Annotated in this window: 21 protein-coding genes; 19 read left to right on the top strand and 2 right to left on the bottom strand. The window is 63.3% G+C overall.

Going from position 1 to position 22,442, the window contains the following annotated elements; translation table 11 throughout:
• Positions 1-113 precede the first annotated feature (113 nt).
• The 16 genes from FQ755_RS22055 to cysM all read left to right on the top strand — a co-directional run bounded on the left by FQ755_RS22055 (position 114) and on the right by cysM (position 16,868).
• Positions 114-731, top strand: a complete 618-nt coding sequence (locus tag FQ755_RS22055) for a DUF2059 domain-containing protein (RefSeq protein ID WP_144157124.1) — start codon at positions 114-116, stop codon at positions 729-731.
• Positions 732-952: 221 nt separating this feature from the next.
• Positions 953-2,035, top strand: coding sequence for a 3-phosphoserine/phosphohydroxythreonine transaminase (serC, locus tag FQ755_RS22050; RefSeq protein ID WP_144157122.1), 1,083 nt, complete (start codon positions 953-955; stop codon positions 2,033-2,035).
• Between the two features lie 53 nt (positions 2,036-2,088).
• Positions 2,089-3,171, top strand: a complete 1,083-nt coding sequence (gene pheA, locus FQ755_RS22045; protein WP_144156941.1) for a prephenate dehydratase — start codon at positions 2,089-2,091, stop codon at positions 3,169-3,171.
• A gap of 78 nt (positions 3,172-3,249) precedes the next feature.
• Positions 3,250-4,362: a histidinol-phosphate transaminase gene (gene hisC, locus FQ755_RS22040; protein WP_144156939.1), complete on the top strand. Its 1,113-nt coding sequence runs from the start codon at positions 3,250-3,252 to the stop codon at positions 4,360-4,362.
• 110 nt (positions 4,363-4,472) lie between these two features.
• Positions 4,473-5,414 carry a prephenate dehydrogenase gene (locus tag FQ755_RS22035; RefSeq protein ID WP_144156937.1) on the top strand — a complete coding sequence of 314 codons (942 nt, stop codon included), beginning with the start codon at positions 4,473-4,475 and terminating at the stop codon, positions 5,412-5,414.
• A 19-nt stretch (positions 5,415-5,433) separates the two neighbouring features.
• Positions 5,434-6,738: a 3-phosphoshikimate 1-carboxyvinyltransferase gene (aroA, locus tag FQ755_RS22030; protein ID WP_144156935.1), complete on the top strand. Its 1,305-nt coding sequence runs from the start codon at positions 5,434-5,436 to the stop codon at positions 6,736-6,738.
• Between the two features lie 35 nt (positions 6,739-6,773).
• A complete protein-coding gene (gene cmk, locus FQ755_RS22025) occupies positions 6,774-7,460 on the top strand; it encodes a (d)CMP kinase (protein WP_144156933.1) in 687 nt (228 codons plus the stop codon).
• Positions 7,461-7,631: 171 nt separating this feature from the next.
• A complete protein-coding gene (rpsA, locus tag FQ755_RS22020) occupies positions 7,632-9,365 on the top strand; it encodes a 30S ribosomal protein S1 (protein ID WP_144156931.1) in 1,734 nt (577 codons plus the stop codon).
• A gap of 32 nt (positions 9,366-9,397) precedes the next feature.
• Positions 9,398-9,724: an integration host factor subunit beta gene (locus FQ755_RS22015; protein ID WP_144156929.1), complete on the top strand. Its 327-nt coding sequence runs from the start codon at positions 9,398-9,400 to the stop codon at positions 9,722-9,724.
• Between the two features lie 303 nt (positions 9,725-10,027).
• The gene (locus tag FQ755_RS22010) at positions 10,028-10,321 is read left to right on the top strand and encodes a lipopolysaccharide assembly LapA domain-containing protein (protein ID WP_144156927.1); all 294 of its coding nucleotides are present in this window, start codon (positions 10,028-10,030) and stop codon (positions 10,319-10,321) included.
• Positions 10,322-10,382: 61 nt separating this feature from the next.
• Positions 10,383-11,558 (top strand): lipopolysaccharide assembly protein LapB, encoded by a 1,176-nt coding sequence (gene lapB / locus FQ755_RS22005; protein ID WP_144156925.1) that lies wholly within the window; start codon positions 10,383-10,385, stop codon positions 11,556-11,558.
• A gap of 147 nt (positions 11,559-11,705) precedes the next feature.
• Positions 11,706-13,109 (top strand): UDP-glucose dehydrogenase family protein, encoded by a 1,404-nt coding sequence (locus FQ755_RS22000; protein WP_144156923.1) that lies wholly within the window; start codon positions 11,706-11,708, stop codon positions 13,107-13,109.
• Positions 13,102-14,076 (top strand): D-glycero-beta-D-manno-heptose-7-phosphate kinase, encoded by a 975-nt coding sequence (gene rfaE1 / locus FQ755_RS21995; RefSeq protein ID WP_144157120.1) that lies wholly within the window; start codon positions 13,102-13,104, stop codon positions 14,074-14,076. Before FQ755_RS22000 ends, rfaE1 begins: the two co-directional genes overlap by 8 nt.
• Positions 14,077-14,144: 68 nt before the next feature.
• A complete protein-coding gene (gene rfaD / locus FQ755_RS21990; protein ID WP_144156921.1) occupies positions 14,145-15,137 on the top strand; it encodes an ADP-glyceromanno-heptose 6-epimerase in 993 nt (330 codons plus the stop codon).
• A gap of 79 nt (positions 15,138-15,216) precedes the next feature.
• The gene (locus FQ755_RS21985; RefSeq protein ID WP_144156919.1) at positions 15,217-15,600 is read left to right on the top strand and encodes a ComEA family DNA-binding protein; all 384 of its coding nucleotides are present in this window, start codon (positions 15,217-15,219) and stop codon (positions 15,598-15,600) included.
• Positions 15,601-15,965: 365 nt separating this feature from the next.
• Positions 15,966-16,868, top strand: coding sequence for a cysteine synthase CysM (gene cysM, locus FQ755_RS21980; RefSeq protein ID WP_144156917.1), 903 nt, complete (start codon positions 15,966-15,968; stop codon positions 16,866-16,868).
• A 138-nt stretch (positions 16,869-17,006) separates the two neighbouring features.
• Here cysM and mltB read toward each other — a convergent pair whose 3' ends face one another.
• The gene (gene mltB, locus FQ755_RS21975; RefSeq protein ID WP_144156915.1) at positions 17,007-18,302 is read right to left on the bottom strand and encodes a lytic murein transglycosylase B; all 1,296 of its coding nucleotides are present in this window, start codon (positions 18,300-18,302) and stop codon (positions 17,007-17,009) included.
• 213 nt (positions 18,303-18,515) lie between these two features.
• Between mltB and FQ755_RS21970 the strand changes: the two genes are divergently transcribed.
• Positions 18,516-19,439 carry a histone deacetylase family protein gene (locus FQ755_RS21970; RefSeq protein WP_144156913.1) on the top strand — a complete coding sequence of 308 codons (924 nt, stop codon included), beginning with the start codon at positions 18,516-18,518 and terminating at the stop codon, positions 19,437-19,439.
• Between the two features lie 64 nt (positions 19,440-19,503).
• Here FQ755_RS21970 and FQ755_RS21965 read toward each other — a convergent pair whose 3' ends face one another.
• Positions 19,504-20,442, bottom strand: a complete 939-nt coding sequence (locus FQ755_RS21965) for an alpha/beta hydrolase (RefSeq protein WP_144156911.1) — start codon at positions 20,440-20,442, stop codon at positions 19,504-19,506.
• A 241-nt stretch (positions 20,443-20,683) separates the two neighbouring features.
• On the opposite strand from FQ755_RS21965, the gene FQ755_RS21960 reads away from it, so the two are divergent.
• Both FQ755_RS21960 and FQ755_RS21955 read left to right on the top strand, forming a co-directional pair.
• Positions 20,684-21,718, top strand: a complete 1,035-nt coding sequence (locus FQ755_RS21960) for a methionine ABC transporter ATP-binding protein (RefSeq protein ID WP_144156909.1) — start codon at positions 20,684-20,686, stop codon at positions 21,716-21,718.
• Positions 21,708-22,361: a methionine ABC transporter permease gene (locus tag FQ755_RS21955; RefSeq protein ID WP_144156907.1), complete on the top strand. Its 654-nt coding sequence runs from the start codon at positions 21,708-21,710 to the stop codon at positions 22,359-22,361. Before FQ755_RS21960 ends, FQ755_RS21955 begins: the two co-directional genes overlap by 11 nt.
• Positions 22,362-22,442: the final 81 nt, after the last annotated feature.

Below are 22,442 nucleotides of genomic sequence, written 5' to 3'. Positions count from 1 at the left end.
CGCCGGCAATCATGTAACGAGTGAACGCCGCGGGGACGTAGACAGGCGCATCGGGCTGATGCGTAGCAGTCCACGCGGCATGCAGTTCGACTAATTTCTCTTTGGGAGTAATGATGCAAAAAGGATTCAAACAGTTGATGTTGCTGGCTGCTTTCGTACCGGCGTTCGCAATGGCGCAGGCACTTCAGACGCAAACGCCGAATCCGGCAGACAACAGCACGGCTGCTCCGGCACCGGTTGATCCGGCCAAGCAGGCTGCCATCAAGGATCTGCTGGACGCAATCGACGCGCAAAAGCTCGTCGGCGCGATCGGTAACAGCGCGCAAATGCAGGCAAAACAACTGGTTCCGGCCATCCTGTCGGACGCTTTGAGCGAAAACAAGTCCATGACGGACAAGCAGAAACAGGCTTCCGTCCCGACGCTGCAGAAGAACGCCGTGCCGAAGCTGGTTGACTCGGCAGGCCAGGTCTTCGCAACGGACGGCTTCCGTCAGGATGCGATGCAAGCTCAGTACGACGCTTACGCGAAGTACTACAGCACGTCGGAAATCAAGGATCTGACGGCGTTCTACAAGAGCCCGACGGGCCGTAAGTTCATCCAGGTGCAAGACCAGGTTGGCCGCGACGTCGTGAACGGTCTGATGCAGAAGTACATGCCGCAATCGATCAAGGCAACGCGCACGCAAGCTGACGCGGAAGTCGCTTCGGTCAAGCCGGCCGCTGCCAAGTAAGCAGGTCGATCAGACTTTGCTGACGCCGCGGGTATCCCACCGGTAACCGGCTACCAACAACAGGCGCTTCACGGCGTCCGGATTTGGCGGCTGGGTTTGGCGGGGTAGCGGCGTCAATGCGATAATGGCCGTTTGCGCACACGCGCAGACGGCCATTTTCTTTTCGGGCGCGAATCGTCGGCATGACGGATTCGCCGTGCGCCCGCTTCAGGGACCTCATGATGCGCGTCTTTAATTTCTCGGCCGGACCTGCGGCCATGCCCGAAGAAGTCCTGCGCCTCGCTGCCGAGGAAATGCTCGACTGGCACGGCAGCGGCATGAGCGTGATGGAAATGAGCCATCGCGGCAAAGAATTCATGTCGATCCACGAGGAAGCGCTCACCGACCTGCGCGACCTGCTGAACGTGCCGGCCAGCCATCGCATCCTGTTTCTGCAGGGCGGCGGGCTGGGCGAGAACGCCATCGTGCCGATGAATCTGTTCGGTTCGAAGCCGCGCGCCGACTTTGTGGTGACGGGCTCGTGGTCGCAAAAGTCGTTTAAGGAAGCGCAGAAGTACGGCACCGTGCATCTGGCCGCGAGCGGCGAGACTGCGGAGGGTTTCACCCGCGCGCCGGCGCGTGCCGAATGGCAATTGTCTGACGATCCGGCTTACGTGCATCTGTGTACGAACGAGACGATCCACGGCATCGAGACCTTCGAGATTCCGGACCTCGGCGACATTCCGCTGGTGGCCGACGCGTCGTCGCATATCCTGTCGCGCCCCATGGACATCGCCAAATATGGCGTACTGTTCGGTGGCGCGCAGAAGAATATCGGCATGGCGGGCGTGACGGTGGTGATCGTGCGCGAGGATATGCTCGACCGCGCCATGACGGTGTGTCCGTCGGCGTTCGAGTGGAAAACCGTCGCCGCCAATAATTCGATGTACAACACGCCGCCCACCTACGCGATCTACGTCGCCGGGTTGGTGTTCAAGTGGTTGAAGAAGCAGGGCGGCTTGACTGCCATGGAAGCGCGCAACCTCGAAAAGTCGCAGCTCCTCTACGACGCCATCGACGCCAGCAGCTTCTACCTGAACAAGATTGAACGCGCCTCGCGCTCGCGAATGAACGTACCGTTCTTCCTCGCGGACGAAGCGCGCAACGAAGATTTCCTGGCCGGCGCGAAGGCGCGCGGGCTGGTGCAGCTGAAGGGCCACAAGTCCGTCGGCGGCATGCGGGCGTCGATTTACAACGCGGTGCCGCTCGAAGGCGTTAAAGCGCTCGTCGAGTACATGAAGGAATTCGAACAGCGCCGCGCCTGAGTGTCAGGCGTGGGCATCCCTTCCCGCAGTTTCCCGGCAGAGCCGTTTCACGCATGGACGACGAACTTAATACACGACTCAAACCGTTGCGCGAGCGCATCGACGCGCTCGACGCCCAGCTCATCGCGCTGCTGAACCAGCGGGCCGCGGTCGCGCTCGAGGTTGGCGAGGTCAAGAAGCATTTCAACGCGCCGGTGTTTCGGCCCGAGCGCGAGCAGCAGGTGATTGCGCGTCTGCAGGACCTGAGCGACGGGCCGCTCGCCGGCGAGCATATCAGCGCTATCTGGCGCGAGATCATGGCGGCGAGCCGCGCGCTCGAAAAGACCCTGAAGGCCGCGTTTCTTGGGCCGGTGGGTACCTATAGCGAAGAGGCGATGCACGAGTACTTCGGTCAGTCGATCGAGGGATTGCCGTGTCCGTCGATCGACGAGGTGTTTCGGTCGGTCGAGGCGGGCGCGGCCGAATTCGGCGTCGTGCCTATCGAGAATTCCACCGAGGGCGCGGTGTCGCGCACGCTGGATCTGCTGCTGCAGACGCAGTTGCTGATCGGCGGCGAACTGGCTTTGCCGATCCACCACAATCTGCTCACGCTCGGCGGCGATCTCACCGGCGTGACGCGCGTGTGCGCGCATCCGCAGGCGCTCGCGCAGTGCCAGGGCTGGCTCGCGTCGAACGCGCCGCATCTCGAGCGGCAGGCGGTGGCGAGCAATGCCGAAGGCGCGCGCCTCGCCGCCGGCGATCCGACCGTGGCGGCTATCGCCGGCGATCGTGCGGCGATCCACTACGGTCTGCAGGTCGCGCACGCACTGATCCAGGACGATCCGCACAATCGCACCCGTTTCGTGATGATCGGCAAAGAGCCGACCGGCGTAAGCGGCAACGATCTGACTTCGCTGATCGTTTCGGTGGCGAATGAGCCGGGCGCCATGTTCAAGCTGCTGGAGCCGCTGGCTCGCCACGGCGTGTCGATGACGCGCTTCGAGTCGCGGCCGGCCCGTGTCGGCACGTGGGAGTACTACTTCTATATTGACGTCGAAGGGCACCGGGACGACGCATCCGTCGCGGCGGCGCTGGCCGAACTGGGCGCGAAGGCCGAATTCCTGAAGATTCTCGGCTCCTACCCGCGGGCACGCTGATCTATCAGCGTGATCCCTCGCGTCGAAGCTCGAACCTCATTCATATTCAGTATTCAATTAGTCGATCCGGAGATAGTTATGACAACGCCATTCGGCCCTTCCTACGTGCGTGCGATTGCGCCTTACGTCGCCGGCAAGCCGATTTCGGAAGTGGCGCGCGAGTTTGGCCTTGATGAGGCGAGCATCGTGAAGCTGGCGTCGAACGAGAATCCGCTCGGCATGCCGGAGTCGGCGCAGCGCGCGCTGGTGCAGGCGGCAAGCGAACTCGGCCGTTATCCGGATGCCAACGCGTTCGAACTGAAAGCGGCGCTGAGCGCGCGCTATGACGTGCCCGCCGACTGGATCACGCTCGGCAACGGCAGCAACGACATCCTCGAAATCGCGGCGCATGCGCTGGTCGAGAAGGATCAGTCCATCGTCTACGCGCAGTATTCGTTCGCGGTATATGCACTGGCCACCCAGGGCCTCGGCGCGCGCGCCATCGTCGTGCCGGCGGTCAAGCACGGCCATGACCTCGACGCGATGCAGGCCGCCATCACGGATGACACGCGCCTCGTGTTCGTCGCCAACCCGAATAATCCGACCGGCACGTTCATCGAAGGCCCGGCGCTCGAAGCCTTTCTCGACAAGGTGCCGCGTCATGTCGTGGTGGTGCTGGACGAGGCCTACACGGAATATCTGGCGCCGGAAAAGCGCTACGACTCGATTGCGTGGGTGCGCCGTTATCCGAATCTGCTCGTGTCGCGCACGTTCTCGAAGGCGTTTGGGCTGGCCGGCTTGCGCGTCGGTTTTGCGATTGCCCAGCCGGAATTGACCGATCTGCTCAACCGTCTGCGTCAGCCGTTCAACGTCAACACGCTGGCTCAGGCGGCGGCGATCGCTGCCCTGAACGATACGGCTTTTCTCGAAAAGACCGCCTCGCTCAATGCCGAGGGGTATCGTCTGCTGACGGAAGCGTTTAACCGGCTCGGCCTCGAATATGTGCCGTCGCACGGCAACTTCGTGCTGGTGCGCGTCGGCCATGACGACGGCGCCGGCAATCGCGTCAATCTTGCCCTGCTCAAGCAAGGTGTGATCGTGCGCCCAGTGGGCAGCTACGGCTTGCCGCAGTGGCTGCGCGTGACGATTGGCTTGCCGCAGGAAAACGCAGCATTTATCGCCGCGCTCGAAAAGACGCTCGCGTCCGCCTGAATGGCTAACCGGGCGACCGCTTGAGTCGCCTGATAGTGTAAGCACGCTTGAATCGAGCGTGAGATTTTGACCCGCGCACCCGTGCTTCGTGCAATGGTGCGCTTTTCTCTGTGACCGACGTGGCCGGGTTTTCATTTAACAAGCTGGTGATTTTTGGGGTCGGCCTGATCGGCGGTTCGCTCGCGCGCGGACTGCGCGAACGCGGCGACGTCGGTGGCGCGCGTGCCGTGATCGGCGTGGGGCGCACGCCGGCGTCGATTGCGCGCGCGCTCGAACTGGGCGTGGTCGACGCCGCCGTCGCCCTGAGCGACGACGAGGCGTTGCGGGCCGCGCTCGCCGGCGCGGACTACGTGCTGCTGGCGGCGCCGGTCGCGCAGACCCAGCCGCTGCTCGAGCGAATCGCACCGTTTCTCGACGCCGACACACTCATCACCGATGCAGGCAGTACGAAGTCCGACGTCGTCGCCGCCGCACGCGCCGCGCTGGGCGAGCGCGTCGGACAGTTCGTGCCGGGGCATCCGATCGCCGGGCGCGAGTCGAGCGGCGCGGACGCCGCGTTGCCCGATCTCTACGAAGGCCGCAACGTCGTGCTGTGTCCGTTGCCCGAAAATACGCCGGAAGCGGTGCAGCGCGTCGCCGCGATGTGGCGCGCCACCGGCGCGGCGGTGCACGAGATGGCGCCGGATCAGCATGATCGTGTGCTGGCGTCGGTGAGTCATTTGCCGCATCTGTTGTCATTTGCGCTGGTCGAACAGATTCTGAACTCGTCCGACGCAGCGCTTAAATTTTCCTTCGCCGCCGGCGGTTTCCGCGATTTCACGCGGATTGCCGCGTCGAGTCCGGAAATGTGGCGCGACATTTGTGTCGCCAATCGCGCCGCGCTGCTCGAAGAACTGGACGGCTACACGGCGGTGCTCGCGCGTCTGCGCGCGGCCGTCGAGGCGAGTGACGGCGCGGCTCTGGAGGCCGTGTTCGCACGCTCGCGCGTGGCCCGTACCGAATGGCAGGAGCAGCGCGCGCCGGGCGCCGCTGCCGCCGATCCCGCGAAATAACCGGAACCTGGACTCAATCATGGAATACCTCGATCTCGGACCGTTTTCCCGTGCATCCGGCACGATCCGCCTGCCCGGCTCGAAGAGCATTTCGAACCGCGTGCTGCTGCTCGCAGCCCTGGCCGAGGGCGAAACCACGATCACCAACCTGCTCGACTCCGACGACACACGCGTGATGCTCGACGCGCTCGAAAAGCTGGGCGTCAAGCTGAAGCGCGAGGGCGACGAATGCGTCGTGTCCGGCACGCGCGGCGCTTTCACGGCGAAAACCGCGGATCTGTTTCTCGGCAATGCGGGCACAGCGGTGCGGCCGCTGACGGCGGCGCTGTCGGTCAATGGCGGCGACTATCGCGTGCACGGCGTGCCGCGCATGCATGAGCGGCCGATCGGCGATCTGGTCGACGGTCTGCGGCAAATCGGCGCGCGCATCGATTACGAAGAGAACGAAGGCTATCCGCCGCTGCGGATTCGCGCGGGGCAAATTGCCGTCGAGGCGCCGATCCGCGTGCGCGGCGACGTCTCGAGCCAGTTCCTGACCGCCTTGCTGATGACGCTGCCGCTACTGCGCACAGACAGCGGCTCGACCATCGTTCAGGTGGAAGGCGAACTGATTTCCAGGCCCTATATCGAGATCACGATCAAGCTGATGGAGCGCTTCGGCATCGAGGTCGAGCGTAACGGCTGGCATCAATTCACCGTGCCGTCCGGGCGGCGTTATCAGTCGCCGGGCAAGATCATGGTGGAGGGCGATGCGTCGTCCGCCTCGTATTTCCTCGCCGCGGGCGCGCTCGGCGGCGGTCCGCTGCGTGTGGAAGGGGTGGGACGCGCCAGCATCCAGGGCGATGTCGGCTTTGCCGACGCGCTGATCCGCATGGGCGCCAACGTGACGATGGGCGACGACTGGATCGAGGTGCGCGGCGTCGGTCACGACCACGGCAAGCTCGAACCTGTCGACATGGACTGCAACCTGATCCCGGATGCGGCGATGACGATTGCCGTCGCCGCGTTGTTCGCCGACGGCACCACCACGCTGCGTAACATCGCCAGCTGGCGCGTCAAGGAAACCGACCGGCTGGCCGCCATGGCGACCGAGTTGCGCAAGGTGGGCGCCAAGGTCACGGAGGGCGAGGACTACATTGCCGTCACGCCGCCCGAAAAACTGACGCCGAACGCCGCCATCGACACCTACGACGACCACCGTATGGCGATGTGTTTTTCCCTGGTGAGTCTCGGCGGCGTGCCGGTGCGGATCAACGACCCGAAGTGCGTCGGTAAAACTTTCCCAGACTATTTCGAGCGCTTCACGGCGCTTGCCCAACCCTGATTCGACCTGAACCGACCTGACGTGCGACTTTTTCGATGAAACCGACCCGTCCCTTTCACCAGACGCCCGTCATTACGATTGACGGCCCGACTGCCTCCGGCAAAGGCACCGTGGCCGCACTGGTTGCCGCGAGCCTTGGCTTTCACCTGCTTGACAGCGGCGCGCTGTACCGGCTCGCCGCGCTGGCGAGCGTTCGCTACAACATTGCAGCGGACGACGCCGAGGCCCTTGCGAAGCTGATCGACGACCTCCATATCACGTTCCGCGAGGGGCTCGCCCAGCTCGACGGCGTGGATGTCTCAAGCGAGATTCGCGCTGAAGAGATCGGCAAACGGGCGTCGGCGATTGCCGTCCACGCCTCTGTCAGAACCGCGCTGGTGGCCCGTCAGCGGGCTTTCCGCAAGGAGCCGGGACTCGTCGCGGACGGCCGCGACATGGGTACCGTGATCTTCCAGGACGCGGCGCTCAAGGTGTTCCTGACGGCCAGCGCCGAGGCCCGTGCCGCCCGGCGGCATAAGCAATTGATCCAAAAAGGTTTTTCTGCTAATATAGATGACTTGCTCCGGGATTTGCGTGAGCGCGACGAGCGTGACAGTCAGCGCGCAGCCGCGCCGCTCAAGCCTGCAGCGGATGCGAAGCTGCTCGATACCTCCACATTGTCGGTTGACCAGGCGGTCGATCAGGTGGTGCAGTGGTACCGGGCGCTGATGCCGGCCGCATGAGATAAGAAATAAGAAGTGAAAAGCAGCAAGCTGTAGCAGCAAACGCAGTCTGTTGTCGTGTAGGTGCTCCGCGCGGGTGCGTGGAGCGTGTGTCAACCCCTTAACCCCGCGTGGCATTCGCACACTAGCCGTCATTGCTGATCATCCGTTCAGCCGGGCACCGCGAGAACCATGCAAATTTTGATTTTTATGTCCGACCTGCAAACCTCTACCCCGAATACCGAATCTTTTGCGGCTCTGTTCGAAGAGTCGCTGACCAAGCAAGACATGCGCGCCGGCGAAGTGATCTCCGCCGAAGTCGTGCGTGTTGACCACAACTTCGTGGTCGTCAACGCTGGTCTCAAGTCCGAAGCCTACATCCCGCTCGAAGAGTTCCTGAACGACGCGGGCGAGGTAGAAGTGCAGGCGGGCGACTTCGTTTCCGTCGCGATCGACGCGCTGGAAAACGGCTATGGCGACACCATCCTGTCGCGCGACAAGGCGAAGCGTCTGGCTTCGTGGCTGTCGCTGGAAAAGGCTCTCGACAACAACGAACTCGTGACCGGCACGATCACGGGCAAGGTCAAGGGCGGCATGACCGTCATGGTCAACGGCATCCGCGCGTTCCTGCCGGGTTCGCTGGTTGATACGCGTCCGGTCAAGGACACGACCCCGTACGAAGGCAAGACGCTGGAATTCCGCGTCATCAAGCTCGACCGCAAGCGTAACAACGTCGTGCTGTCGCGCCGTGCCGTGATCGAAGCCACCCAGGGCGAAGAGCGCGCAAAGTTGCTCGAAACGCTGAAGGAAGGCGCGATCGTGGAAGGCGTGGTGAAGAACATCACGGACTACGGCGCATTCGTGGACCTCGGCGGTATCGACGGCCTGCTGCACATCACCGACATCGCATGGCGTCGTGTGCGTCACCCGAGCGAAGTACTGTCGGTTGGCCAGGAAGTCACCGCCAAGATCCTCAAGTTCGACCAAGAGAAGAACCGCGTTTCGCTCGGCATCAAGCAACTCGGCGACGATCCGTGGGAAGGCATTTCCCGCCGTTACCCGTCGGGCACGCGCCTGTTCGGTAAGGTCACCAACATCACCGACTACGGCGCATTCGTCGAAGTGGAATCGGGCATCGAAGGCCTGGTTCACGTGTCGGAAATGGACTGGACGAACAAGAACGTTGCACCGTCGAAGGTTGTGCAGCTGGGCGACGAAGTCGAAGTCATGGTTCTCGAAATCGACGAAGACCGCCGCCGTATCAGCCTCGGCATGAAGCAATGCAAGCCGAATCCGTGGGATGACTTCAGCCGCAACTTCAAGAAGGGCGACAAGCTGCAAGGCGCAATCAAGTCGATCACCGACTTCGGCGTCTTCATCGGTCTGCCTGGCGGCATCGACGGCCTGGTTCACCTGTCGGACCTGTCGTGGTCGGAAACGGGCGAAGAAGCCGTTCGCAAGTACAAGAAGGGCGACGAAGTGGAAGCTATCGTTCTCGGCATCGACGTCGAGAAGGAACGCATTTCGCTGGGTATCAAGCAGCTCGAAGGCGACCCGTTCAGCAACTTCGTTGCAATGAACGACAAGGGTTCGATCGTCGACGGCGTGGTCAAGACGGTAGATGCGAAGGGTGCAGTGGTTCAACTGTCGGCGGAAGTCGAAGGTTACCTGCGCGCTTCGGAAATCGCTCAAGACCGCGTGGAAGATGCTCGCAACGTGCTGAAGGAAGGCGACAAGGTCAACGCGATGATCATCAACATCGATCGCAAATCGCGCGGCATCAACCTGTCCGTCAAGGCGAAGGACTCGGCTGAGCAACAGGAAGCGATCCGCGGCCTGGCTTCGTCGGATTCCAGCTCGGCTGCCACTGGCACGACGAACCTCGGCGCGCTGCTGAAGGCCAAGCTCGACGGCCAGAACCAGTAAGCCTTGAGTTTTCTTGAGAGGTCTGCTGCAGTATGACCAAATCGGAATTGGTCGCCCAGCTGGCTACGCGATTTCCGCAGCTTGTCCTTAAAGATGCGGATTTCGCGGTGAAGACGATGCTTGATGCGATGTCGGAGGCGCTTGCCAACGGCCATCGCATCGAAATTCGTGGCTTCGGCAGCTTCGGCCTCAACCGTCGTCCCTCCCGTGTCGGGCGCAATCCGAAATCGGGCGAGAAGGTGCTGGTACCTGAGAAGTTCGTACCGCACTTCAAGCCAGGCAAGGAATTGCGCGAACGGGTCGATCGACGTTCGGGCGAGCCGCTGAAGGCCGAAGAGCCGGATGACGACGACCTGTAAGTGCTCCGCTGCGTGTTTAGCGGCGCGGCCCTGGCAGCGTCAGCGGCCAAAGCCAGACGGCAAAAGACCAGAAAAAGCGCCTTCGGGCGCTTTTTTTTCGCCGATGGTTTCGAGGGCCGCAGAGCCGCCCCGCGGCGCACGCGCCTGGTAAGCCCGGCGTAAGCGCATGCAAACGGCTTGTTCCTGCCCACTCGCGAGGCCTTCCTTTACAATACGGGTCACTTCGGCGCGGGCAAGACCGTGGCGCGACGCGCGTCATCTGGCCGGCGTCCGACTCGCAACTGCCGTCAAGAGGCCTTATTCATGAAATTTATCGTCTGGCTGATCCGCGTTCTGGTGTTCGTGCTGCTGCTGGTGCTCGCGCTCTCCAACACGCAACCCGCTACGCTGAATTTCCTCGCCGGTTATGCGTGGTCCGCTCCGCTGATCCTGATCGGCCTGGCGTTCTTTGTGGTGGGGCTTTTGGCCGGGCTGGTGTCGGCGGTGCCGGCCGTGTTCCGGCTACGGCTTGAAAACGGCCGCCTGAAGCGCGAATTGCGCGTGGCGCGCGAGGCTCCGGTGGTGGTCGAAACCCCGCCGCTGCCGCCGCTGATCTAGGCTTTCCCCTGCCATGCGCCCAAGGCGCATGGCGTTTGTTTCTGCACTCCTGATCACTCGCATGGATCTAGACTTCTGGTGGCTGCTCGTCATACCCGTCGCTTTCGCGTTCGGCTGGATGGCCGCGCGTTACGACCTCAAGACGCTGCTGTCCGAGAGCGCCAACCTGCCGCGGTCGTATTTCCGCGGCCTCAATTTTCTGCTGAACGAACAGCCGGATCAGGCGATCGACGCCTTCATCGAGGTCGTCAAACTCGATCCCGAGACCATCGAACTGCACTTCGCGCTCGGCAATCTGTTCCGCCGTCGCGGCGAGACGGATCGGGCGATTCGCGTGCATCAGAATCTGCTCAGCCGCGCCGATTTGCCGGTCAAGGAACGCGACCACGCGGCCTATGAGCTGGGCCAGGACTTCCTGAAGGCAGGGCTGCTGGACCGCGCGGAAGAGACCTTCCGCTCGCTCGAAGCCGGCGAGCACGCATTGGGCGCCCAGCGCGCGCTACTCACGATCTACGAGATCGAAAAAGACTGGCTCAAGTCAATCGACACCGCGCGCCATCTCGAAACAATGGGCGCGGAGTCGCTCGACAAGGAGATTGCCCAGTTCCACTGCGAGCTGGCGCAGGAAGCGCTGCAGCAAAAAAATCCCGACGAAGCACGCCGTCAATTGCATCTGGCGCTGAAGGCTTACGCCCAAAGCGTGCGCGCCACCATCCTGTTCGGCGATGTGGACATGGCCGGCGGCGACCCGCAGGCGGCCATCGAACACTGGCTGAAAGTCGAGGAGCAGAATTCCTCGTATCTGCCGCTGGTGGCCGAGAAGCTGATGAAGGCCTACGACGCGCTCGGCCGCCCGCAGGACGGAGCCGATCTGCTGACGAGCTGGGTCGACCGTTACCCGTCGAACGATCTTCTGGACGTCGCCTATCAGCACGTCGCGGCCCTGCGTGGACAGGACGCGGCGCATGCGCTGGCGCGCTCGCAGATGCAGAAATCGCCCAACCTGGCCGGCATGACACGGCTGCTCGAAGCGCAGCAGGCTGTCGCCGAAGAGCCACGGCGCAGCGAACTGGAACTGATGCGCACGCTCATCAAGCAGCGCACCAAAAATCTGCCACGATATACGTGCCAGAATTGCGGCTTCCGGGCCCGTCTTTTCTACTGGCAGTGTCCGGGTTGCAGTGGGTGGGAAACCTATGCACCGCGCCGCGTCGAGCCCATTACGGCGTCGAGCTGAGCGGCGCGCCGAGGGCGGCAAAGCAGCCAGGCGCGGCGGCCCGGCAGTGCGCGCGGGCCGGTGCAGCAGGGGCCCGCCTTCGTGTACGGCAGTCAGCGCCGGAATCAATACCGGAAACCATCACCGGAACCCATTAGCGGAACGCGTATGAAAATCACCATCATCGGCACGGGCTATGTTGGCCTTGTCACTGGCGCGTGCCTCGCCGAGATCGGCCACGATGTTTTCTGTCTGGATGTCGATCCGCGCAAGATCGAGATTCTGAACAATGGCGGCGTGCCGATTCACGAGCCGGGCCTGCAGGAGATCATCGCCCGCACCCGGCGGGCACGGCGCATTACGTTTTCGACGGATGTCGAAGCCAGCGTGGCGCACGGCGAAGTGCAGTTCATCGCGGTCGGTACGCCGCCCGACGAAGACGGCTCAGCCGACCTTCAATATGTTCTCGAAGCGGCCCGCAACATCGGCCGCACGATGAGCGGCTTCAAGGTGATCGTCGACAAATCGACGGTCCCGGTCGGCACCGCGCAGCGCGTGCGCGCGGTCGTCGAAGAGGAACTGGCGAAGCGCGGTTCCGGCGCGAGCGGGCAGCATCGTTTCTCGGTCGTCTCGAACCCCGAGTTCCTGAAGGAAGGCGCCGCGGTCGACGACTGCATGCGCCCCGATCGTATCGTGCTCGGCCATGACGAAGACGAAGACGGCCTGCGCGCGCGCGAGTTGATGAAGCGTCTGTACGCGCCGTTCAACCGCAATCACGAACGCACGCTCTACATGGACGTGCGCTCGGCTGAATTCACCAAGTATGCGGCCAATGCCATGCTCGCCACCCGCATCTCGTTCATGAACGAGATGGCGAATCTGGCGGATCGCGTCGGCGCGGATATCGAAGCGGTGCGCCGCGGCATTGGTTCGGACCCGCGCATCGGTTATCACTTTCTATACGCCGGCTGCGGCTACGGCGGCTCGTGCTTCCCGAAGGACGTGCAGGCGCTGGTGCGCACCGCCGCCGAAAGCGGCCAGAGCCTGCGCATCCTCGAAGCGGTCGAAGCCGTCAACCATGAGCAGAAGGAAGTGCTGGTGCGCAAGATCACCGGCGCGCTCGGCGACGATCTGGGCGGGCGCACCTTCGCTGTCTGGGGCCTCGCTTTCAAGCCGAATACCGACGACATGCGTGAAGCGCCGAGCCGCCGCATCATCGCGGAACTGCTGGCGCGCGGCGCCAACGTGCGGGCGTACGATCCGGTCGCCATCACCGAAGCGCGCCGCGTTTTCGCGCTCGATCTGCACGACGCGCCCGATCATCTGGCGCGCCTGCACTTCACCAGCACCCAGGACGAGACTCTCACCGGCGCCGACGCGCTCGTGATCGTCACCGAATGGAAGGAGTTCAAGAGCCCGGACTTCGCGCATCTGAAATCGGTGCTGAAGACGCCGCTGATTTTCGACGGCCGCAACCTCTACGAACCGGAATCGATGACCGAACTGGGCATCGATTACCACTCGATTGGACGTCCTTATGCCCACCCCTCCGCAATCGCAGCCGATGCCTGAGACTATCAACGAAACCGCCGTGTCCGCTCCCGGTCCCGGCGCCGTGCCGCGCGAGCGGCTCGCCGGAGCCCGCGTGCTGGTGGTCGGCGACGTCATGTTGGACCGTTACTGGTTCGGCGACGTCAACCGTATTTCGCCGGAAGCGCCGGTGCCCGTCGTGCACGTCCAGAAACAGGAAGACCGGCTTGGCGGCGCGGCCAACGTGGCGCGCAATGCAGTCGCGCTCGGCGCGCAATCGGGCCTGCTGTGCGTGGTGGGCCATGACGAACCGGGCGAGCGCATCATCCAGTTGCTCGACGATAGCGGCGTGGTGCCGCATCTGGAGCGCGATCCGGACTTGCTGACCACCATCAAGCTGCGCGTGCTGTCGCGTCAGCAACAGCTGCTGCGGGTCGACTTCGAGAACACGCCGGCGCACGAAGTGCTGCTCGCGAGCCTCGCGCGTTTTGACGAACTGCTGCCCACGCACGACGTGATCCTGATGTCGGACTACGCCAAAGGCGGCTTGACTCACGTCACGAAGATGATCGCCAAGGCGCACGCGGCCGGTAAGCCGGTGCTGGTGGACCCGAAGGGCGACGATTGGGAGCGCTACCGTGGCGCGACCCTGATCACGCCGAACCGCGCGGAGTTGCGCGAGGTGGTCGGGCAGTGGAAGTCGGAAGAAGATCTGATCGCGCGCGTGACGAAACTGCGCACCGAACTCGAATTCAAGGCGCTGCTGCTGACGCGTTCTGAAGAAGGCATGACGCTCTTCTCGGACGACGGCATCCTGCACGCTTCGGCGGTTGCACGCGAAGTGTATGATGTCTCGGGCGCGGGCGACACCGTGATCGCTACACTCGCCGTGATGCTCGGCGCGGGTTTGTCGCTCGTCGATGCCGTGGCGCTGGCGAATCGCGCGGCCGGCATCGTGGTCGGCAAGCTCGGCACCGCAACCGTCGACTACGACGAACTCTTTCTCTAATGCAGCACGCCGTCTCGCGCCTGCATGCGGCGCGGGCGGCGTGCGCAATCTCATACCGCAGGACGACCATGACCCTCATCGTCACCGGCGCGGCCGGCTTTATCGGCAGCAATCTCGTGAAGGCGCTCAACGAGCGCGGCGAACAACGCATCATCGCCGTCGACAACCTCACGCGCGCGGACAAGTTCAAGAATCTCGTCGATTGCGAGATTGACGACTATCTCGACAAGACCGAATTCGTCGAACGCTTTGCGCGCGGCGACTTCGGCAAGGTGCGCGCGGTGTTCCACGAAGGCGCCTGTTCGGACACGATGGAACACGACGGCCGCTACATGATGGACAACAACTTCCGCTATAGCCGCGCCGTACTCGACGCGTGCCTCGCGCAAGGCACGCAGTTCCTGTATGCGTCGTCGGCCGCTACCTACGGCGGCTCCAGCCGCTTCGTCGAAGAGCGCGAAGTGGAGCAGCCGCTCAACGTCTACGGTTATTCGAAGTTCCTGTTCGACCAGGTGATTCGCCGCGTGCTGCCCACGGCCAAAAGCCAGATTGCGGGCTTTCGCTACTTCAACGTGTACGGGCCGCGCGAAACGCATAAAGGCCGCATGGCTTCCGTGGCGTTCCACAACTTCAACCAGTTCCGCGCCGAGGGCAAGGTCAAGCTGTTCGGCGAATACAACGGCTATGCGGCGGGCGAGCAGACGCGCGATTTTGTTTCGGTTGAAGACGTCACGAAGGTCAATCTGCACTTCTTCGATCATCCGGAAAGCTCGGGCATTTTCAATCTCGGCAGTGGCCGCGCGCAGCCGTTCAACGACATTGCGAGCAGCGTCGTCAACACGCTGCGTGCGCTGAACAACGAGGCGCCGCTGTCGCTGCAAGAACAGGTGCAACGCGGGCTGATCGAGTACATCCCGTTTCCCGACGCGCTGCGCGGCAAGTATCAATGCTTCACGCAAGCCGATCTCACGAAGCTGCGTGCCGCGGGTTATGACGCGCCGTTCCTGAGCGTGCAGGAAGGCGTCGATCGCTACGTGCGTTGGCTATTCGGCCAGGTGTAAATATTTCGCAAACCTCTCTAAACTGGAATCTCCTCGCCGGTGGTCGTCACCGGTGAGGTTGTAAGAGGGAGATTCCATAATGTTGCGAAAAATCATGGTTACCGCGGCAATGCTCGCCGCGTTCGGACAGGCCTACGCGTCGGTCGACGTCAATACGGCGAACGAAGCCGCGCTGCGCGGTGTCAAGGGCATCGGTCCCGCCAAAGCGAAAGCGATTCTCGAAGAGCGCGACGCGCACGGCCCGTACAAAGATCCGACGGACCTCAGCAAGCGCGTCAAGGGCATGGGCGGGCATACCGTCGAGCGCTTGCAGGCGGAGGGTCTGGCTGTCGGTCCGGCTGGCGCTGCTACTGGCGCACAGGTTGCGGCGGCGGCACAAGGCAAGGCCGCGACTTCTGCGACGGCTGCCGCTGCCACCGGCGGCGCGCAGAAAAATGGCGCCGCGGTGGTGGTCAAGAAATAGGCGCCCGCCGTAACGCGAGACGAATGGCCCATGCGTGAACGGTTGCGAGCAATCGTGAGCAACTGCACCCTTGACGCCATGCGCGGCGGCGCGTGCCTGTTGCCGCGCTGCTGTCTCGCAGGTTTTCTTCTCAGGTCGGAGTCGGTACAGCACGCTCCTTCAGCCGTCACTCAAATGACTGGCTCCCGCGGTACTCGGCCGCGGGCTTTTTGCATGGCGTGCCGGCTTATAGCGCGACGTTATATAGGCATGACCGCGCGGCTATGCATCCCTGTCATCAGGAGGGCCGCACGGCGGCGTGGCGCAGGGTGGTTTAGAATCGTTCGATTGAAGACTCCGCGCAGCGACTGCAACATACCCCCAATATGGCTTACAAAACTATTGAAGACACGATCGGCAATACGCCGCTCGTACAACTCGTCCGCCTGCCGGACGACGAGATCCGCAGCCGCAACAACGTGATCCTCGGCAAGCTCGAAGGCAACAATCCGGCGGGTTCGGTGAAAGACCGTCCGGCGCTGTCGATGATCAAGAAGGCCGAAATGCGCGGCCGCATCAAACCGGGCGACACGCTGATCGAATCCACCAGCGGCAACACCGGCATCGCACTCGCCATGGCGGCGGCGATCCGCGGCTACAAGATGGTGCTGATCATGCCGGAGGATCTGTCGGTGGAGCGCCGTCAGAGCATGGCCGCTTACGGCGCGCAGATCGTGCTGACGCCGGTCACGGGCGGCATGGAATACGCCCGCGATCTCGCCGAGCAGATGCAGCGCGAAGGCAAGGGCATCATCCTCGACCAGTTCGCAAATCCGGATAACCCGCTTTCTCATTACGAGACGACCGGCCCGGAAATCTGGCAGGAAACCGAAGGTCGCATCACGCACTTCGTGTCGGCCATGGGGACGACCGGCACGATCATGGGCGTGTCGCAATATCTGAAGGAACAGAATCAGGCCGTGGAGATTATCGGTGCGCAGCCTGAAGAGGGCTCGCGCATTCCAGGTATCCGCAAATGGCCGGAAGCATATTTGCCGAAGATTTTCGATCGCAGCCGCGTCGATCGGGTCGAGAATGTCAGTCAGGCCGCGTCTGAAGCGATGGCGCGCAAGATGGCGGCGGTCGAAGGAATCTTCTGTGGGATTTCGGCGGCCGGCGCGTGCGAAGTGGCGCTGCGCATTGCGCGGCAAGTGGAGAACGCGACCATTGTGTTCGTGGTGTGCGACCGTGGTGATCGGTATCTGTCTACGGGCGTGTTTCCTGCGTAATGTCAGCGTCTGTCAGGCGTTGAGGGGCCGACAGGCAAAACTGGAATGCCGATCTGGCATGTTTCGTTCGCCAAACAAAAGCGCCGGTCTTGACTGGCGCTTTTGCATTCGGGCGAGTTCTCACGGATCGCCGCGAGCTTAGTCCGTGTCTTGCGCGGGAGCGGACATCGGAGCCGGCAGGTTCGTTGGTGCGGATGGCACGGCTGGCATCATCGGCGCGCTTCGCGGCGCGGGCGCGCCATTGCTGTCCAGATCGCCGGACGCTTGCATTTGCGCCTTGATTCTGAGCCCGAGTTGATACACCGCAAGCGCATAAAAGAAGCTGCGGTTGTAGCGCGTCAGCACATAAAAATTCTTCAGCCCCAGCTTGTATTCGGTGGGCAGGCCTGGTGTGGGCAGGTCGACGATCGTCACCGGCGTGCCGGCTTCCGAGGACATATCCACCCCCGGCTGATTCAGCACCATGCCGGCGCGCAGAAGTTGTTCGAGCGGCCAATGCGGTTCGGGCTGACCGTCGGCGCCGGCCTGGGCGATGCCCTGGCTGCCGGCATCCGAACCGATCTCCCATATCACCGGACGGCCATTCTCCCAGCCGTTCTGCTTCAGATAATTCGCCACGCTGCCGATCGCATCCGCCTGGCTGGTGCGCAGGTCGATCTGCTTGTTGCCGTCATAGGAGATGGCGTATTGCACGATGCTGCTTGGCAGAAACTGCGGAATGCCGATCGCGCCCGTATATGAGCCGAGTACCGAAGTGGGATCGAGCTGCGAATCGCGCGTCCACACCAGATAGTCTTCGAGATTCTTGCGGAAGGTCTGCTCGCGTTCCGCGCGGTTCGGCGTGTTCGGGTAATCGAAGGCGAGCGTGGTCAGCGCGTCGAGCACGCGGAAGTTGCCCATGAAGCGGCCGTAGATGGTCTCGACGCCAAGAATGCCGACGATCACCTCAGGCGGCACGCCGAATTCCTCATAGGCGCGTTGCAGCGTAGCCTGGTTGTTGCGCCAGAAACGCACCCCCGCATTGATGCGAACCGGGTCGAGGAAACGCGACTGGTACGAACGCCAGTTTTTCACCGACGGCGTGGGCGAGGGCGTGACGAGCTTGACCGCCGTGGTCGAATAGCTGACGCCCGCGAACAGCGTGTGCAGCGCGGCCGGATCGAAGTCGTAGCGCGCCACCATGTCGTTGATGAAACCGTCGACATCAGGGTTGTTGGCGTAACGTTGCGGAATAATCTCTTCTTCGAACGTCTGGCCCTGGGGCACCGTGGGTTGCGGTTGCGCCTGCGCTATCAGCAGCGGCCGTTTGGGCGCGCTGGTCTGTGCCTCGGCCGGACTGGCTGCCGCGACCACGCACCATGCAATGGCGAGTGCGGTGGCTGCTTTCTGGCTGCGTAGCCGGGTTCGTGCGGACAGAGCAAGCTTGACGGTCATATTGAACTGGGGGCGCGAGGCGAAGGAGACAGACGGTTGCAGAAGATTACGGGGCAGTATACCCGAGGCCCATTGCAGAACTATGCAGAACTGTTGCCGTGGCGGGTTTGCGCCACATGGTGTGGTAAGTTGACGGTGTTGGGCGCGCCATGCGTGCGCGCCTTTGGATGGAGACACGCCGTGCGCCGAGGCGACGCGGCGCAGAAGAGAATCATGGCCACAGCCTTTTATTCCCACGCAGACTGTCTGCTTCACGAGATGGGCGAATGGCATCCCGAATGTCCGGCGCGTCTGCACGCTATCGAAGATCAACTGATCGCCAGCCGCATCGACGCGCTGATCGAACGCGAGTCGCCGCCGCTTGCAGACGAGACCGCGCTGCTGCGCGTACATACCCCGGCGCACGTCGACTATATCCGCAGCCGCTCACCCGACGAAGGCTATGCGGAGATCGACCCGGACACGTCGATGAATCCGCACACCTGGCAGGCCGCCCTGCGCGCCGCGGGCGCTGCGGTGGCGGCCACGGACGCCGTGATCGAAGGCCGTTACGACAATGCGTTTTGCAGCGTGCGACCGCCCGGTCACCACGCGGAGCCGGCTCGCGCGATGGGCTTCTGTTTTTTCAACAACGTCGCGATTGCCGCGCGTCACGCGCTGGAAGTGCATGGGCTGCAACGCGTCGCGATCGTCGACTTCGACGTCCATCATGGCAACGGCACCGAGGCTGCTTTTGCCGGCGACTCGCGGGTGCTGATGTGCAGCATCTTCCAGCATCCGTTTTATCCGTTTAGCGGCGCTGAGAATCAGGCGTCGAATATGGTCAACGTGCCGATGCCGGCGCGTTCCAAAGGCATGGAAGTGCGGGAGGCGGTAGACCTGCTATGGCTGCCGCGTCTGCATGCATTCAAGCCGGAGATGATCTTCGTTTCGGCGGGCTTTGACGCGCATCGCGAGGACGACCTCGGCAACCTCGGGCTCGTCGAAGACGATTACACGTGGCTGACCGGCCAGATTCGCGATATCGCCGGCCGGTATGCGCGTGGGCGTATCGTGAGCTGTCTGGAGGGCGGTTATAACCTGTCGGCGCTCGGGCGCAGCGTGGTGGCGCATGTGCGCGCGCTGGCAGGCATCTGAATGACGCCGCGCCGATTCCGCGCCATCGCCCGGCGCTGAATCAGCTACTCACCCACGTTTCGATTCAACCGCAGCGCGGTTCGATCCACGCCAGCAGTTCGCCGATCACCCGTTCGCGATCGAGGTCGTTCATCGTCTCGTGATAACTGGCTTCGTAGAGCGTCAGCGTCTTGTCCGGCGAGCCGGCGTGCTGACCGAATGCACGGCTGCCGTCGGGTTCGGTGAGCTTGTCGGCGGTGCCGTGATAGACGCGCAGGGGCATGCGCAAATCCGCGCGGCCACGTTCGATGCGCGCCATTGCCAGCAGGATCTCCGCGCCGGTGCGAGCCGGAATGGCGCCGTGATGCACGAGCGGATCGTGGCGATTCGCCTTGACAATCTCCCTGTCGCGCGACAGCAGCGCCGCGTCGATCTTCATGGCGGGAAAGCCCGGCCAGATGCGGCTGATAATCTGGCTCATGGTCAGCATCCAGCGCGGCACATCACGGCCCGGCGCGAGCGCGGGACTCGACAGGATCAGACCGGCCAGCCGATGGCCGCTCGCCGGCAGACGCTCGATGGCGTACAGCGCGGCAATCGCGCCGCCCATGCTGTGGCCCATCAGGAACAGCGGCGCCGGATCGTGCGCGGCGACGCCGAGCAAAGCGTCGGCGTCGAGCAGATAGTCGTCGAAGCGATCGATGCGGGCGCGCCGGCCAGGCGCGCGTCCGTGGCCGCGCAGATCGATGGCGAGCAGTTCGATGCCCGTTGCATTCAGCCGCCCGGCGAGCGCCGCGTAACGGCCGGCGTGTTCCGCGAGGCCATGCACCAGCGCGACTGTCGCGCGGCGCGGACCGGTCGCGGGCCAGCGGTAGAGCGGCAGCGTGATGCCATCGCGGGTCGTGACGGTCGAGCGCGTCGCGCCGCCGTGCTGGGCAGCCGCGCCCGTGCCGGCCGCATGAGAACTCGGGGCCTCCTGCGCCGTTAGGCTCGGGCGAGCGTCGTCGTGCTGGGTCGTCTCCATATCCACCGTCTTGATGTTGTTCTGATTGGGCCGATCATAGTCGCACGCGGGCGGCGCACGCGAGCGCGGCGTGCAGGACGCACCTCTAATTCCTCTGGGTTATGAAAAAATCGGAATTGATTATTAAAGGGAATGTCGACGCTGCGGTAGAATCGCCGCTCAAATTCCCAATCGAAGCAACGGCGGCCGCTTGCCGGGAGCGCATTCACGCTCGCTGGCAGCCCCGCCGTTTGGTTTTTCCATGATCGAAATTCGCAATATCTCCCAGCGTTTTGCCGGCCCGCGCGGCTGGATCGAGGCGCTGCATAACGTCGACCTGTCGATTCCGGCGGGCGAGGTGTTCGGCATTATCGGCCGCAGCGGCGCCGGCAAGAGCACGCTCGTGCGCACCATCAACCTGCTGACGCGCCCCACCGAAGGCAACATCGTCGTCAACGGCCGCGATCTCACCACGCTGTCCGCCGCGCAATTGCGCGAGGCGCGTCGTGAGATCGGCATGATCTTCCAGCATTTCAATCTGCTCTCGTCGCGCACGGTGTATGAGAACGTCGCGCTGCCGCTCGAACTGGCGGGACTGAAGCGTGACGAGATCGAGGCCAATGTGTTGCCGCTGCTCGAACTCGTCGGGCTCTCGGCGCAGAAAGACCGCTATCCGGCGCAGATCAGCGGCGGCCAGAAGCAGCGCGTGGGGATCGCCCGGGCGCTGGCGAGCAAGCCGAAGGTCTTGCTGTCCGACGAAGCCACCTCGGCGCTCGACCCGGAAACCACCCGCTCGATTCTCGACCTGCTCAGGCGCATCAATCGCGAACTCGGCCTGACCATCGTGCTGATCACGCATCAGATGGACGTCATCAAGCAGGTCTGCGACCGCGTCGCGGTGCTCGATGCCGGCCGGGTCGTCGAACACGGCAAGGTCATCGACGTATTCCTGCAACCGCATCACGAAGTGACGCGCGCGCTGATCGGCGACGTGATCGCCCAGGAGTTGCCGCCGGCACTGAAGGCGCGCGTCGCCGAGCGCCTGAAGACAGGCCGCGGGCATCTGCTGCGTCTCGCCTTCACCGGCACAGGCGTCGATCAGCCGATCCTCTCGGAGACCATCCGCCGTTACGAACTCGACTTCAACATCCTGCACGGCCAGATCGACGAGATCCAGGGGCAGGCGTTCGGCTCGCTCGCGGTGCTGGCGGGCGGCGAACCGCTGAAGGTGGCGCAGGCGCTGGCGTATCTGCGCGAACAGGGTGTGGTGGTGGAGGAGATGTCCCATGTTGAGTGAAATGTTCGATATGTTCGTCCAGTCGTTCTGGGAGACGCTCATCATGGTGGGCATCTCGGGGCTCGTCGGCGCACTGGTCGGTTTGCCGCTCGGCGTGCTGCTGTATCTGACGGATCGCCAGGGTGTCCTGCAGAACGTCGCGCTGAATCGCACGATGGGCGTCGTCATCAACGCGGTGCGGTCGACGCCGTTCATCATCTTGCTGGTGGCGGTGATTCCGTTCACGCGGCTGGTGGTGGGTTCGTCCATCGGCACCGCCGCGGCCGTCGTGCCGCTGACGATCGCCGCCGCGCCGTTCATCGCGCGTCTGGTCGAAACGGCCTTGCGCGAAGTGGACCGCGGCCTGATCGAAGCCGCGCAGGCCATGGGCGCGACCACCAGCCAGATCGTCTTCAAGGTGCTGCTGCCGGAATCGTGGCCCGGCGTGGTCGCGGGTCTGACGATCACCTTCGTCTCGCTGGTCGGCTACTCGGCGATGGCGGGCGCAATCGGCGGCGGCGGTCTTGGCGACCTCGGCATTCGCTACGGCTATCAGCGCTACGAGCCGGACGTGATGTGGACCGTCGTGCTGATCCTGATTGTGTTCGTGCAACTGGTGCAGTCGTTCGGCGATTGGCTCGTGCGCCGTCTGAGCCATAAATAAGCACGGGGTTATCGACCGCCGCCTGGCGAGATTGCGAGGGGGCGGTCATGCAATGTCGTTGGGTTCTGAAACTGGCTGCCG

The sequence above is a fragment of the Paraburkholderia sp. BCC1885 genome (genome assembly GCF_900996235.1).
Classification (GTDB): Bacteria; Pseudomonadota; Gammaproteobacteria; order Burkholderiales; family Burkholderiaceae; genus Paraburkholderia.
Note: the sequence above shows the minus strand (reverse complement) of the source record. Positions and strands in the feature narration are given on the sequence as shown.